The organism is Parvibaculum sp. (genome assembly GCF_049672805.1).
Classification (GTDB): Bacteria; Pseudomonadota; Alphaproteobacteria; order Parvibaculales; family Parvibaculaceae; genus Parvibaculum.
This window is the reverse complement of sequence record NZ_JBATWS010000390.1, coordinates 1-14,298: the sequence shown is the minus strand read 5'-3', so window position 1 is coordinate 14,298 and position 14,298 is coordinate 1. Positions and strand designations below refer to the sequence as shown.

General features: G+C 61.5%; 15 protein-coding genes. 13 read left to right on the top strand and 2 right to left on the bottom strand.

Features of this window, described 5'->3' with window-relative positions; genetic code table 11:
- The 8 genes from WBF74_RS12155 to WBF74_RS12120 form a co-directional block, all read left to right on the top strand.
- Positions 1-1,138: Ppx/GppA phosphatase family protein (locus WBF74_RS12155; RefSeq protein WP_424440189.1), on the top strand; the 1,138-nt coding region annotated here is incomplete at its 5' end.
- Positions 1,135-1,896 carry an RlmE family RNA methyltransferase gene (locus tag WBF74_RS12150; protein ID WP_424440186.1) on the top strand — a complete coding sequence of 254 codons (762 nt, stop codon included), beginning with the start codon at positions 1,135-1,137 and terminating at the stop codon, positions 1,894-1,896. The genes WBF74_RS12155 and WBF74_RS12150, both read left to right, overlap by 4 nt.
- A 107-nt stretch (positions 1,897-2,003) precedes the next feature.
- Positions 2,004-3,467 carry an IMP dehydrogenase gene (gene guaB / locus WBF74_RS12145; protein ID WP_424440183.1) on the top strand — a complete coding sequence of 488 codons (1,464 nt, stop codon included), beginning with the start codon at positions 2,004-2,006 and terminating at the stop codon, positions 3,465-3,467.
- Positions 3,468-3,510: 43 nt separating this feature from the next.
- The gene (locus tag WBF74_RS12140; protein ID WP_424440180.1) at positions 3,511-4,812 is read left to right on the top strand and encodes an RsmB/NOP family class I SAM-dependent RNA methyltransferase; all 1,302 of its coding nucleotides are present in this window, start codon (positions 3,511-3,513) and stop codon (positions 4,810-4,812) included.
- 77 nt (positions 4,813-4,889) lie between these two features.
- The gene (locus WBF74_RS12135; RefSeq protein WP_424440177.1) at positions 4,890-5,387 is read left to right on the top strand and encodes a tetratricopeptide repeat protein; all 498 of its coding nucleotides are present in this window, start codon (positions 4,890-4,892) and stop codon (positions 5,385-5,387) included.
- 7 nt (positions 5,388-5,394) lie between these two features.
- Positions 5,395-6,945, top strand: a complete 1,551-nt coding sequence (gene guaA / locus WBF74_RS12130; RefSeq protein WP_424440175.1) for a glutamine-hydrolyzing GMP synthase — start codon at positions 5,395-5,397, stop codon at positions 6,943-6,945.
- 175 nt (positions 6,946-7,120) lie between these two features.
- Complete coding sequence (locus tag WBF74_RS12125; RefSeq protein ID WP_424440173.1) at positions 7,121-7,675, top strand: SRPBCC family protein; 555 nt, start codon at positions 7,121-7,123, stop codon at positions 7,673-7,675.
- Positions 7,672-8,442, top strand: coding sequence for a VOC family protein (locus WBF74_RS12120; protein WP_424440170.1), 771 nt, complete (start codon positions 7,672-7,674; stop codon positions 8,440-8,442). Before WBF74_RS12125 ends, WBF74_RS12120 begins: the two co-directional genes overlap by 4 nt.
- A gap of 5 nt (positions 8,443-8,447) precedes the next feature.
- Here WBF74_RS12120 and WBF74_RS12115 read toward each other — a convergent pair whose 3' ends face one another.
- Positions 8,448-9,467: an aspartate-semialdehyde dehydrogenase gene (locus tag WBF74_RS12115; protein ID WP_424440167.1), complete on the bottom strand. Its 1,020-nt coding sequence runs from the start codon at positions 9,465-9,467 to the stop codon at positions 8,448-8,450.
- Positions 9,468-9,563: 96 nt separating this feature from the next.
- Positions 9,564-10,079 (bottom strand): hypothetical protein, encoded by a 516-nt coding sequence (locus WBF74_RS12110; RefSeq protein ID WP_424440164.1) that lies wholly within the window; start codon positions 10,077-10,079, stop codon positions 9,564-9,566.
- Between the two features lie 171 nt (positions 10,080-10,250).
- Here WBF74_RS12110 and WBF74_RS12105 point away from each other — a divergent pair, with 171 nt between their 5' ends.
- The 5 genes from WBF74_RS12105 to panB form a co-directional block, all read left to right on the top strand.
- A complete protein-coding gene (locus WBF74_RS12105) occupies positions 10,251-11,519 on the top strand; it encodes a cytochrome P450 (RefSeq protein WP_424440161.1) in 1,269 nt (422 codons plus the stop codon).
- On the top strand, positions 11,516-11,962 hold the full coding sequence (locus WBF74_RS12100; protein WP_424440158.1) for a nuclear transport factor 2 family protein: 447 nt from the start codon (positions 11,516-11,518) through the stop codon (positions 11,960-11,962). The genes WBF74_RS12105 and WBF74_RS12100 overlap by 4 nt, the downstream gene beginning before the upstream one ends.
- A gap of 22 nt (positions 11,963-11,984) precedes the next feature.
- Positions 11,985-12,518: a tetratricopeptide repeat protein gene (locus WBF74_RS12095; protein ID WP_424440155.1), complete on the top strand. Its 534-nt coding sequence runs from the start codon at positions 11,985-11,987 to the stop codon at positions 12,516-12,518.
- Entirely contained in the window at positions 12,515-13,276 is a 762-nt protein-coding gene (locus WBF74_RS12090; protein ID WP_424440152.1) for a hypothetical protein, read from the top strand. The genes WBF74_RS12095 and WBF74_RS12090 overlap by 4 nt, the downstream gene beginning before the upstream one ends.
- 216 nt (positions 13,277-13,492) lie before the next feature.
- Positions 13,493-14,298, top strand: an 806-nt coding sequence (gene panB / locus WBF74_RS12085) for a 3-methyl-2-oxobutanoate hydroxymethyltransferase (protein WP_424440149.1), incomplete at its 3' end; no start/stop codon positions are given.

Genomic DNA, 14,298 nt, shown 5'->3' with positions numbered 1-14,298 from the left:
GGCATCCCCTTCTGCAAAATCCACGACTTCTGCGAAATCCGCCTCGGCACCGGCCCGCTCTCAGGCACGCAGGCAGCCGGGCGGGGCATCTTCGGCCGGTTCCCGCGAAAGGCTCTATGCGGCCCTTGATCTCGGCACCAATAATTGCCGATTGCTGATCGCGCGCCGCTCGCCGGACGGTTTCAGGGTTGTCGATGCCTATTCCCGCATCGTGCGTCTCGGTGAGGGCCTGGTGGGCGCGGGCGAGCTGGGCGAAGCTGCCATGATCCGCGCCATCGAGGCGCTGCGCATCTGTGCGGACAAGATGAAACGGCGGGGCGTCAGTCGTTCCCGTACCATCGCAACGGCTGCCTGCCGCACAGCGGTCAATGGTGGCGAGTTCATTGCCCGGGTGAAGCGCGAAACGGGCCTCGCGCTTGAAGTCATCACCACGGAAGATGAGGCGCGACTGGCCGTTGCGGGCTGCTCGCCGCTGCTTGACCGGAATTGTGCCTCCGCTCTTGTTTTCGATATTGGCGGCGGCTCGACCGAGCTTATCTGGGTGCGACTTGAAAAAGGGCAGGGTGGAAAGGTGCGCCCGGTGATTGGCGACTGGATTTCGCTGCCCTGCGGTGTCGTCACGCTGGCAGAGCGTCATGGCGGGATTGAAGTCCCCGAAATGGTTTACAGGCGCATGGTGGCGGAAGTTGCGGAAAGCCTTACACCTTTCATGGAGCGCCTGCGTGGCGAGCGCGATAACCACCACCCGTTCCATCTTCTTGGAACCTCGGGTACGGTGACGACGATTGCAGGCGTCCATCTCGGCCTCGAGCGCTATGACAGGGCGCGTGTGGATGGCATATGGATCGAGCCTGCGGATGTCCGCCGCGTCACCCGTGATCTTCTCGAGATGGATTATGCGCGCCGCGCGGCCCATCCCTGTGTGGGGCAGGAGCGCGCCGATCTGGTGCTCGCTGGCTGCGCAATCTTTGAAGCTATTGCCGACGCCTGGCCCGCAGACAGGCTCCGCGTCGCAGATCGCGGATTGCGGGAAGGTATTCTGATGTCGCTCATGCAGGCCGATGCAGCCCGTCCGAGACGCCGCCGCCGGGGCGGTCGGCGCAGCGGCACACGCGCGGCAGAGATGGTTGAGGCATGACAAAGACACCGAAAAAGCCCGGCAAGGGCGGCACCAGCAAAAGCGCCATTGCGGGTACTACACGCGCGCTGAAGGTGCGGGTGAAAACTGCGCGCAAACGCAGCAACTCCTCCACGCGCTGGCTCGCCCGCCAGTTGAACGATCCGTATGTTCATGCCGCGCGGCGGGATGGCTACCGGTCCCGCGCCGCCTACAAGCTGCTGGAAATGGATGATCGCTATCGCCTGCTGCGCCCCGGCGCCCGCGTGGTCGATCTCGGCTGCGCGCCGGGCGGCTGGTGTCAGGTCGCCGTCGCGCGGGTGAAGGCAGAAAAGGATTCGCCGCAGGCGGGCCGCGTGATCGGCCTCGACTATCTGGAAATGGACCCGGTGCCGGGTGCTACCATCCTCCAGCTGGATTTTCTGGAAGAGGGGGCCGATGACCGTGTGAAGGAGCTGCTTGCGGGCGAGGCCGATCTCGTCCTCTCCGATATGGCGGCACCCACAACCGGCCACAAGCACACCGACCATCTGCGCATCATGCATCTCTGCGAGGTGGCCGCGCATTTCGCGATCGAGGTGCTGGCTCCCGGAGGTGCCTTTCTCGCCAAGGTGTTGCGGGGCGGAACGGAGAATGAGCTTCTGGTTCTCCTCAAGCAGCACTTCAAGACGGTGCAGCATGTGAAGCCGGATGCGAGCCGCGCCGACTCGGCAGAAATGTATGTGCTGGCACAGGGCTTTAAGGGCAGGTCTGAAGGTGATGTGGAAGAGGCGGGATGATTATTTCGCGCCTGCGTCATCGTCCCCTTTGCAATCCTGCATATAGGTGTTAAAAGCCAGCGCCAACACACGATAGGGTGGCCTGAATGGCCCAGGAGGTTGGCAGTATGATCCGTGAAGCGCTGACGTTTGATGACGTCCTTTTGTTGCCGGCTGCTTCCACGATCCTGCCCAGTCAGGCTGACACAAGAACCCGCCTGACAAAATCCATCACTTTGGGCATCCCCATCATTTCCGCTGCCATGGACACGGTCACGGAAGCGCGACTTGCCATTGCCATGGCGCAGGCAGGCGGCATCGGTGTTCTTCATCGCAACATGACGCCCGAAGCGCAGGCCGAGCATGTCAGGCAGGTGAAGAAGTTTGAAAGCGGTATGGTGGTCAACCCGGTCACCATCACCCCGGACGCAACCCTCGCCGATGCGCTCCGCGAAATGCAGTATCACGGCATTTCCGGCATTCCGGTGGTGGAGCCGGGCACGAACAAGCTGGTCGGCATTCTCACCAATCGCGATGTGCGCTTTGCCAGCAATCCGGCCGAGCCTGTCCGCAATCTCATGACGAAGGAAAATCTTGTCACCGTGGCAGACGGCGTGAGCCAGGAAGAAGCCAAGCGCCTCCTGCATCGCCACCGCCTCGAGAAGCTGATTGTGGTGGATGATGCCTATCGTTGTGTCGGCCTCATCACCGTGAAGGACATTGAGAAGTCGCAGCTTCATCCGAACTCCGCCAAGGACGAGCAGGGCCGCCTCCGCGTCGCTGCCGCCACCACGGTGGGGGATGAGGGGTTTGCCCGGTCAGAAGCCCTGATCGATGCAGGCGCAGACGTGATCGTCGTGGATACGGCGCATGGCCATTCGGCCCGCGTGTCCGAAGCGGTGGAGCGCATCAAGAAGGCCTCCGGCAACATGCAGGTGATCGCCGGAAATATCGCCACAGCAAGCGCTGCCAGGGCGCTCATTGATGCAGGCGCGGATGCGGTGAAGGTCGGCATCGGCCCCGGCTCGATCTGCACCACGCGCATCGTTGCAGGCGTCGGCGTTCCCCAGCTCACCGCGATCATGGACGTGGTTGAGGAAGCGAAGAAGGCGGGCATCCCCGTCATTGCCGATGGTGGTATCAAGTTCTCGGGCGACCTCGCCAAGGCGATTGCGGCGGGTGCCGATTGCGCCATGCTCGGCTCGCTCTTTGCGGGCACCGAAGAATGTCCCGGCGAAATCATTCTCTATCAGGGCCGCTCCTATAAGGCCTATCGCGGCATGGGCTCGGTCGGTGCAATGGCTGTCGGCTCAGCGGACCGCTACTTCCAGCAGGATGTGAAAGATTCGCTGAAGCTGGTGCCGGAAGGCATTGAAGGTCAGGTGCCCTATAAGGGGCCGATCTCAAACGTGATCCACCAGCTCGTGGGCGGCCTGCGCGCTGCGATGGGCTATACCGGCAGCGCGACCGTGAAAGAATTTCAGGAGCGGGCAGAGTTCGTCCGTATTTCCGCCGCGAGCCTTCGCGAAAGCCATGTTCACGATGTGACGATTACCCGCGAGGCGCCGAACTATCCCGGCGGTATGAGCTGACGGAATTTGGTATTGGCGCTGATGCGCTGGCTGGAGCCCTGACATGAAGCCCGGCGCGCGTCTGCAATCCGCGATCGACGTTCTCTGCGATATTTTTGCAAGCGGCCGCCCGGCTGACCGCGTCTTCGATCAGTGGGCGCGTTCCAGCCGCTTTGCCGGCTCGAAGGACCGTGCCGCGGTGGGCGAGATTGTGTACACCGTGCTGCGTCGACGGGCGGAACTGTCCGCTGCTATCGAAACCTCGGAACCGCGTCTCCTCGCCTTCGCTGCACTGTTACTCATTGGGGGCGAAAGCCTCGCAACGCTCTCTGGTCTTGCAGATGGCTCCACCCACGCGCCCGCGCCACTCAGCGATGAAGAGAGGGCGATACTGGAAAAAGCGGTCCTGCCGGGCGCGGATGCGCCGCTTCCCACTCGCTTTAATTATCCCGAATGGCTCCATGCCGAATTGGAAGAGGCTTTCGGGCCGCGCCTTGAGCAGGAGATGGCGGTGCTGCTGGAGCGCGCACCGACAGATTTGCGCGTCAATGCGCTGAAGGCGAACCGCGCTGATGCGCTGCTGGCGCTCGGTGAAGCGGGCGTAAGGGCGGAAGAATGCCCGCTCTCTCCTTGGGGCTTGCGTCTCACCTCGCGGGCCAACCTGCCAGGCCTTGCCCTTTACCGCGATGGCGTGATCGAAATTCAGGATGAAGGCTCGCAGCTCGCTTGCCTGATAATGGGCGCGGCAGCGGGTGAGCAGGTGGTGGATCTTTGCGCTGGTGGGGGTGGCAAATCTCTCGCACTCGCGGCCATGATGGGCAATCGCGGGCAGATACTCGCCTGCGACACGGATATGCGCCGCCTCGCCGCCATACTTCCTCGGGCAAAGCGCGCAGATATTCGCAATCTCCAGACACGGGTGCTTGGTCCCTTCGCCCCCGGCGAGGTGGATAGTGATCTCGGTGATCTTGAGGCGCGCGTGGACTGCGTGCTTGTCGATGCGCCTTGCAGCGGCACGGGCGCCTGGCGGCGCAGCCCCGATGCCCGCTGGCGTCTGGCACCGGAAACACTCGGCGGATACCACGCCGCGCAGGATGAGGTGCTGGCGCGCGGCGCGCGGCTTGTCCGCCCGGGCGGCCGCCTGATCTATGTGACCTGCTCGCTGCTCCCCTCCGAGAATGAGCATCGCGTGGCGGCCTTTCTTGCGGCCCATACGGATTTTGCGCTGGCCGACTGGCAGGACCACTGGCCGGAAGGGCCCGCACGGCCCTCCGCGCTACCCGGTGGGGCGCTCCGGCTCAGCCCTGCATCAACCGGCACGGACGGTTTCTTCATCGCCATTCTGGTCAGAAAAGCGGGGGCATGATGGGCCGGCTCAACAGGCTTGACGGGTCGCAGGAAGGATGGTCTATCGGAACCACCTCTCCCCAAGAGCCTGAACGAATGGCGGCCGTGTTTATCCGTAAAATCCTTGTTCTGCCCCTGCTGGTGCTCGGCCTTTCTCTTGTGTCCCTTGGCGCTGCATCGGCAAAGCGGGTGGACGAGCAGTCTCAGCGCGCTTCGATTGCGCTTGTGGCGAAGGGCGCCGCGGCGGCGGATCGCGGGGATCTCCCCGAAGCCCAGCGCCTCTTCGAAACGGCAATCGTGGCAAATCCTGCCAATGCGGCGGCTTTCACCGGTCTCGGCACCGTGCATGAGGCACGCGACCAGAAAAATCTCGCCCGGAAATACTATCTGATCGCGCTTTCCATCGACCCTTCGCATGCGCCTGCACTGAGCCGCCTTGCCCATCTTGAACTTGATGCCGGCAATCGCACCGCAGCAGAGGAGGGGCTTCGCAAGCTGCGCGCCTTCTGTGCAGCCTGCGGGGAAACGCAGGAACTCGCCCGTGCTCTCGGCCTTGGTGCCGCGAACAATGCCACCACCCCAGCTAATCCGTGAGCGGAACATGACCGAAGACCGCATTCTCATCATCGACTTTGGCAGCCAGGTAACGCAGCTCATCGCACGGCGCGTTCGTGAAAGCGGCGTCTATAGCGAGATCGTGCCGTTCAACAAGGTCGAGGAAATCTGGAAGGACTTCGCGCCGAAGGGCGTCATCCTCTCCGGCAGCCCTTCCAGCGTCAGCCGCGAAAACAGCCCCCGCGTACCGCAATTCGTCTTCGAGTCCGGTCTTCCCGTTCTTGGCATTTGCTACGGTCAGCAGGTGATGACGCTCCAGCTCGGCGGCAAGGTGGAAGGCGGCGATGAGCGCGAGTTCGGCCGCGCCTCAATCGAGGTGAAGGAAACGACGACGCTTCTCGAAGGCGTTGCAAGCGTGGGCGGCACCGAGCCTGTCTGGATGAGCCATGGCGACCGCGTCGTGTCGCTCGCGCCGGGCTTCAAGGTTGTTGCGCAGAGCAGGGGCGCACCCTTTGCCGTCATCGCCGATGAAGACCGCCGCTTCTATGGCGTGCAATTTCATCCCGAGGTGGTCCATACGCCGCGCGGCAAGGACATGTTGTGGAACTTCACGCACCGCATTTGCGGCTGCAAGGGCGACTGGACCATGGCCGCCTTCCGCGAAACCGAGATCGAAAAGGTGCGCGCGCAGGTCGGTTCAGGCCGCGTGATCTGCGGCCTGTCGGGCGGTGTGGATTCCTCCGTGGTGGCCGTGCTGCTGCATGAGGCGATCGGCAACCAGCTTCAATGCGTGTTTGTCGATACAGGCATGATGCGCGCAGGCGAGGCCGAGCAGGTCGTTTCGCTCTTCCGCGATCACTACAACATCCCGCTCGTCGCCGTGGATGCGAGCGATCTCTTCCTCGGCAAACTTGAAGGCGTTACCGATCCTGAGCAGAAGCGCAAGATCATCGGCGCCACCTTCATCGACGTGTTCGAGGCGGAAGCAAAGAAGATCGGTGGGGCCGACTTCCTCGCGCAAGGCACGCTCTATCCGGACGTCATCGAGAGCGTGTCTTTTGCGGGCGGGCCTTCCGTCACCATCAAGAGCCATCACAATGTCGGCGGGTTGCCCGAGCGCATGAACATGAAGCTCGTGGAGCCGCTCCGCGAGCTCTTCAAGGATGAAGTGCGCGAACTTGGTCGCGAACTTGGCCTGCCGGAACAATTCGTTGGTCGTCATCCGTTCCCCGGACCGGGCCTCGCGATCCGCGTACCGGGCGAGATCACGCGCGAGAAGCTCGATATTCTCCGCAAGGCCGACACGATCTATCTCGAGGAAATCCGCGCCGCCGGCCTCTATGACGAAATCTGGCAGGCCTTCGCGGTGCTGCTGCCCGTGCGCACGGTGGGCGTGATGGGTGACGAGCGCACCTATGACTATGTCTGCGCGCTCCGCGCCGTCACCTCGCTCGACGGCATGACGGCGGACTATTACCCCTTCACCCACGAGTTTCTGGGACACGTCTCCACACGGATCATCAACGAAGTCCGCGGCATCAACCGCGTCGTCTATGACGTGACCTCAAAGCCGCCGGGAACGATCGAGTGGGAATGATCCCCGCTGACAGCGCAAAGAAATAAACAAAGCCCGCTTCAATGCGGGCTTCTTTCTTTCCGTCTCGCGGCTGTTCCGGTTGTCGGAGTATTTCTCAAAAAATATATTGATATCAAAATAAAAACACACCATCATGCGCCTCCGTTTGATGACGGGACTTCAGGGGAGGAAGCAGGTGCTTCGATTTATTGCCATTGCCACTTTCGCCGTTGCGGCCCTCATTTTTGCGCTTTTTGCCTATGCTTTCACTCAGCCGGATGAGTTTCGCATCGAACGGGACATCGCTGTCGATGCGCCGCCGGAAGCGATCTATCCGCTGATAACTGATCTGCGGGAGTGGCGTCGCTGGTCTCCCTTTGAGCAACTCGATCCCGATATGGCGCGCGACTATGGCGGCGCCGATAAGGGCGTCGGCGCTACCTATGCCTGGCAGGGAGACCGGAATGCAGGCAGCGGCCGCATGGAGATTGTGGACGAGGATGCGCCCAACCGGATCGCCATTGCGCTCCATTTCATCTCACCGATGGAAGCAAGGAACACGGCCATCTTCCTGCTGACGCCGGAGGGCGACGCCACGCATGTCTCATGGGCGATGGAAGGCGAGGCCAACGTCCTTTCAAAGCTGCTCCAGCTTTTCGTGGATATCGACGAAATGGTCGGCTCCGATTTTCAGGCGGGTCTCGAAAAGCTGAAATCCGAAGTCGAAGCCAATCAGGAGATCGCAGAATGACCGAGGCTGGCAAGTTTCTCTGGTATGAACTCATGACCACCGACACGAAAGCGGCGGGCGAGTTCTATTCCCATGTCATTGGCTGGAAGAGGGAACTTGCGCCGAACGAAAGCGGCAACAGCCCCTACACACTCTTTCTCGTTGGAGATATGGGCATCGGCGGCATGATGGCGATACCTGAGGAAGAATGTGATCGCGCGAAGCCGGGCTGGATCGGTTATATCGGCGTCGATGATGTGGACGCCTATGCAAGGCGCGTTGTGGATGCAGGCGGCAGCATCCTCCGCGAGCCTTCGGATGTCCCCGGCATTCTCCGCTTCGCCATGGTGGCAGACCCGGCCGGCGCCGCTTTCGTGATCTTCCACGGGATGGCAGGTCCGATGCAGCTTCCGGCAACGGGCACGCAAGGCACAACCGGCTGGCACGAGCTTGTCAGCGGCGAGGTCGAGCCCACCTTCGCCTTCTATTCAGGCCTCTTCGGCTGGACGAAGGATCAGGCGATGGATATGGGCGGCGGGAACATCTATCAGCTCTTCGCCACAGGCGGAGAGGCAGTCGGCGCCATGATGAAGGTGAACGCAGAAGATCCCGTACCCGGCTGGCACTTTTATTTCTGTGTGGACGACATAGACGCTGCCATATCGCGCATCCACGAGAAGCGGGGCGAAATCCTCATGGGTCCGCATCAGGTACCAGGCGATGCGTGGATTGTGGTCGGGCGTGACCCGCAGGGAGCACGCTTCTCGCTTGTCGGCGCGCGGCAGTAAGAAACTTACGCCGCCCGCACAAGAAGCTCGCCGATCTGCACCGCGTTGAGCGCCGCGCCTTTCAAAAGCTGATCGCCCGCAACGAACATCGCAATCGAACGGCCCGTCGGATCGGAAATATCCTGCCGGATGCGGCCAACGAGAATGTCGTCCTGCCCCGATGCGTCTTTCGGCATCGGGAAATAATTTGCGGCAAGGTCATCGACGATCTTCACACCCGGCGCGCCAGAGAGAAGGTCACGGACTTCCTTCGGCGTGATCGGGTTTTCGCACTCAAAGTCGATGGCTTCGGAATGCGCCCGCAGCACCGGCACACGAACACAGGTGGCTGTGACGCGAATATTCGGCTCACCGAAAATCTTCGTCGTCTCCTTCACCATTTTCAGCTCTTCTTCGTTGTAGCCCGTCTCTGGGTCCACACTCGAATTGTGGCTGAACACGTTGAAGGGGTAGGGGTGCGGAATGATCTTCTGCTCGAAGGGTTCACCTGCAAGGAAGGCGCGCGTCGCCGCCTCAAGCTCTTCCATCGCCGCTGCACCTGCGCCCGACGCCGCCTGATAGGTCGCCGCGATCACGCGCTTGATCGGGTTCACCTTGTGGATCGGCCAGAGCGGCGTGATGGCAATGATCGTCGAGCAGTTCGGATTGGCAATGACGCCCTGATGGGTGAGCGCTGCTTCGGGGTTGATCTCGGGGATCACCAGCGGCACGTCCGGGGCCATGCGGAAGGCCGACGAATTGTCGATCATCACCGCGCCCGCAGCCTTCACCGCATTGACGAACTTCTTCGAGATGCTGCCACCCGCCGAGAAGAAGGCGATGTCCACACCCTTGAAGCTGTCTTCGGTCAGTTCCTCGACGAGAATATCCTGTCCGCGGAATTTCATGGTTTTGCCAGCCGAGCGCGCGCTGGCGAGGAGTTTCAGCTCCTTCACCGGGAAGTTACGTTCTTCCAGACAGCGGATCATCTCGACGCCTACGGCGCCGGTCGCACCCGCAATGGCCACGACAGGATTGGCATACATGTTCGATACTCCGGATCGGGCGAAAAGCGCCCTCACATTGTGCCGTGCCTATAACAGCGGCAGGAGACCCCGGCAAGGGGATGCGGCGTCGCGGCCTCACTCCTCCCGGAACCCGTCCACGATCTCCGAAATCCGGTTGAAGAAGTGAAGCCCCTGCCTGATCTCCTCGTCCGACATATGGTCGATGATCCGCTGCACATAGGCCTCGCCATCCGCAATCATCTTCGTCATATGTGCCTCGCCCTTGGGCGTGAGGATGACAATCTTTTCCCGGCCGGAATTGGGGTTTTCCACCAGCCGGATGAGGGCGAGCGGTGGCTGCGCCATGGCCCGGAGCGCCTTGGTGATGGCTGCACTTGATATTTCGAACCAGCTTTCGAGCGAGCGTTCGATGGCCTTGCGGTCCATCTCGCGGCCATCCTTGCCTTCGGAGTGGATGAGCCAGAGCATCGCAACCTGATGACGGTTCAGCACACCGCCCCGGAGTGCGTCTTCCACGCCGATCCCGGCCTTGTAGTGGATGGGGTAATAATATTCGAGGAAACGCAGGGCGGCACCGGGCACATCCGATGGCTTTGCCGCCTGCCTCTTTTCCGTCTTCCTTGCCGCCAATTCAGCCTCCCGAAGCGCCTCTTCGGCTTCGCAACGAATCTGCCCGGAGTTTACGGGTCGGGCGACGACCGGGCATGTGCTAAATTGTTTACAAAAGAAATAGTTTATGAAAACAATAATCCGCGTTGCGGGGAGGCGGCGCCAAAAATCACCGGGGAGGGAGGAAAGCTCATGCAGAATTCCGCTGTGTCCGGCACGGGCCAGGAACTTGCGGCCCTGATCGAAGCTTTGCCGAAGGGCGACACCATTGCCTCGCCCTACGCGCTTTACGAGAAGCTGAGGCCGCATTGCCCGGCATGGGGTTACAGGGATTATCCACCCGGCACGGTGCCTGATGCAGACGAGCCGGTGACGGCCTGGGTACTGCTCGACTATGCGCAAGTCTCTGCCGCCGCGCGCGACCACCGTGTCTTTTCCTCGCGTGATCCGCTGCAGGAACAATCATCTGCGCCCACGCTCATGCTCGTGAACCACGACAACCCGGAGCATGACCGGCTGCGCGGTATCGTGAACATGGCCTTCTCGCGCCGCCGGGTCGAAGCGCTGGAACCCTGGGTCCGCGAAATCGTGAACGACATGCTCGCGCATACGGGCGAGGGGGAAATCGAAGTGATGGGTGCGCTCGCCGCGCGCATTCCCGCCCGCATAATGGTGGGGCTTCTCGGTCTCCCCGAAGAAGTGGTGGAAAATTTCCGCCATTGGGCAACCGCCTTCATGCTCTCGGCTAATCTGACGCCGGCCGAGCGCGAGGCGAGCAATATGAAGCTCGTCCACTACTTCACGGAGACCGTCCAGCGCCTTCACGCGGCGCTCGAAAATGGGGAGCAGGTGCCCGACTCGCTGATCACCGCGCTGCTGAAGGCTGAGGTGGAGGGCGAAAGACTCACCCTCGATGAGATCATCCGCTTCTGCATAACCCTTGTCGTTGCGGGATCGGAGACGACCACTTTCCTGCTCGGTAATCTTCTCTACAATCTCGCCACTATGCCGGACATCCGCGCGAGGCTCGCGGCGGATCGCTCCCTGATCGATACATTCATCGACGAGAGCCTGCGCCACAGCGGCCCGCCCCAGCGCCTGTTCCGGATTGCAACGCAGGATGTGGAAATCGGCGGAAGGCTTATTCGTAAAGGCGAATGGGTGGCGCTCTTCTTTGCAGCCGCCAATCACGATCCCGCCATGTTCCCCGAGCCTTCGAAGTTCGACATCACACGGCCCAATCTCAACAAGCAACTGACCTTCGGCGTCGGCATTCATCATTGCCTCGGCTCGGCGCTTGCCCGCATGGAAGGCAAGGTGCTCATTGAAGCAGTGCTCGACCGCTTCGAGGACATGTCGCTTGGCCGGGAGGCGCCGGTGCCGCAAAGGACGAGCCTTCTCAATCACGGGCTGGACAGGCTGACGCTCCGTTTTGCCCTTCGTCGCAAGGGAGCCGCATGATGACAGCACAACTCTCCGAACAGACCCGCAACATCGCCGCGACCCAGGCGCTCTTTCAGGCCTTTGGCGCACAGGATATTCCGGCGATCATGGAACATCTTCATCCCGATGCCGTGATCGAGTTCTACGGCACGCCCGTCATTCCCTATGCAGGCACCTATCGCGGCCGCGAAGAGTGTCGCCGCTTTTTCGAAGTGGTGCTTTCCTCGGTCGATATTCACCGTTTCGATACGGAAGAGTTTATTGCAGAGCGGGACAAGGTGGTGGTCACGGGCGCGCTCCATCTGACCGCCCGCTCGACAGGCCGAGCCATCATCTCCGATTTCGTCCATGTCATCACCCTGAAGGATGGCAAGTGGATACGCTTTCGGGACTTCATGAACACCGCGATTGCCGTTGCGGCTTTCTCCCGGGACGCTGAAAGGGTAGTCTCGACGCTCTGATTGCTGCGGAGCGGAACGGGATATGACGGGAAGATCAGGGCTACTGATACTGGCTCTGGCGTTTGCAGGCGGGATTTCCGCTGTGAACGCCGATGCCATTGGCGACAACAATATCTGCTACGCCCAGTTCGCGACCGGCAATTACGGTTCCGCCATCGACTATTGCAGCCGGGCAATCGAGTCCGGGGAGTTGAGCGAAAGCGATCTTGTGGCCGCGCTCATCAATCGGGGTGTTGCCTATAAATCCTCCGGCAATCTCGCAAGCGCCGTGGCGGACTACACGCGCGCGCTTGAACTCGCGCCGAATGATGCCTTGCTCTATCAGAACCGCGCCAATGCGCTGCGCGAGATGGGCGATCTTGAAGCCGCATTGATCGACATTGAAAAGTCGCTTGCACTCGCCCCGGAAGTCGCGGGCGCCTGGTATGTGCGCGGTGCCATCGCCGAGGCACAGGGCGACGGTCAGGCGGCGCGGCGCTTCTATATGTCAGCGCTCGGCCTCGATCCTCAGAATGCAGCCTATAAGGCAAAACTCCTCAGCGGTGAGGCGCGATGAGAACGAAGCTCAATGTTTTCGGCACCATTTCCGAAGCCTATGGCGGCTCATGGCGTCATCTCGGGGAGATGGTGCGGCTGATCTGGTTTCCGGGGCTTCTCTATCTCATCTTCTCGATCGCCAGCGCCTTCGTGAATACGGAGAGCCAGTTCTTTCTGGCTCTCGCCTTAGAGGCCGCGAGCCTCTTTCTCTGGCCGGTCATAGCGGTAGTCTGGCACCGCTTCATTCTGCTGGGCGATGTGTCAGCAGGCGCGGTTCATTTCTCCTTTGGACGGCCAGAGGCACTTTTCCTGCTGGTATCTGTCCTCCTGTTCCTCCTGCTTGCGCCGGGGATCATGCTCACTATGAGCACCGCGATGCTGCAGGAAAGCTCTGCCGCGCCGCTGCTCAGCTTCTTCGGACTGCTTCTCCTTCTTGTCGGCTTCTATCTCTTTGTCCGCCTGACCCTCCTGCTGCCTGCGGCCGCCATTGGTGCACCGCTGGACCCGCGCCTCGTGCTGGAGCGGACGCGGGGCAATTTCTGGCGACTGGTGGCGGTCTTGCTGGCTCCCATGCTGCCGCTCCTTATATGCGCCATCCTGCTCGGCATCCTGCTGCAGGGCGGCCCGCTGCTTCAGGTTCTGGCTGTCATAGGACTCGCGCTGGTCTCGATTTTCTTCGCGGTCGTTAATGTGGCCGCGCTCTCCATTGCCTATCGCGAACTTGTTGGCACGGCGGGAAGCGAATCCCCTGATCCTCACATCGAGCCGGTCATCTGAGAGAAGCTCCGGTTATCCCGGTAGCCCCCTCGTTGATTGCGCTTGTGCCTGCTTTTTTGTAGGGTCCGCCCATTGGGATCTGGAGAGGTGCCGGGAGGCGCCTAAGGGCTTGATTCGTAAGCTCTTTTTTCAGCGGCATTCGGCCGCGGTCGTAAAATCCCGCGTACGCTCCCATATCTGTCGGAAGCGTGCCGCCACCTGACAGGGAAGATCCGCATGTCAACGCATTCCAAGATTCGGCGTATCACCGTGCCCGAAATCCGGGCTCGCAAGGGGGGAGAGCCGATCGTCTCTCTCACCGCCTATCACGCACATACCGCTCGTTATGTTGACCCCTATGTCGATTTCCTGCTCGTGGGCGACAGCCTCGGCATGGTGATGTACGGCATGGAGACGACGCTGGGCGTGACGCTGGACATGATGATCGCCCACGGCTCTGCCGTGGTGCGCGGTACGGAGCGCGCGCTTGTCGTGGTGGATATGCCTTTCGGCTCCTATGAGGAAGGCCCGGAAGTCGCCTTCCGCAACGCCGTGCGCATCATCAAGGAAACGGGCTGCACGGCGGTGAAGCTGGAAGGTGGCGCGCGCCTTGCGCCCACCATCCGCTATCTCGTTGATCGCGGCATCCCTGTAATGGCGCATATCGGCCTCACGCCGCAAAGCGTTCAGGTCATGGGCGGCTTCAAGGCGCAGGGCCGCGAGGAAAGCGAATGGGCCGCCATCGAGGCGGACGCCCGCGCCGTCGCGGAAGCGGGTGCTTTCGCCGTGGTGGTGGAAGGCGTGGCTGAACCGCTTGCCGCGCGCATCACCGGCCAGATTGATATTCCGACGATCGGCATTGGTGCATCTGCCCAGTGTGACGGGCAGATTCTGGTGCTGGAGGACATGCTGGGCCTTTCGCCCAAGCCGCCGAAATTCGTGCGCGAATTCGCTTCGCTGGGCGCGCAGATCGCTGGCGCAGCGGAGGCTTACTCCCATGCGGTGCGTGATCGCAGCTTCCCAGCTGCCGAGCACACCTACAC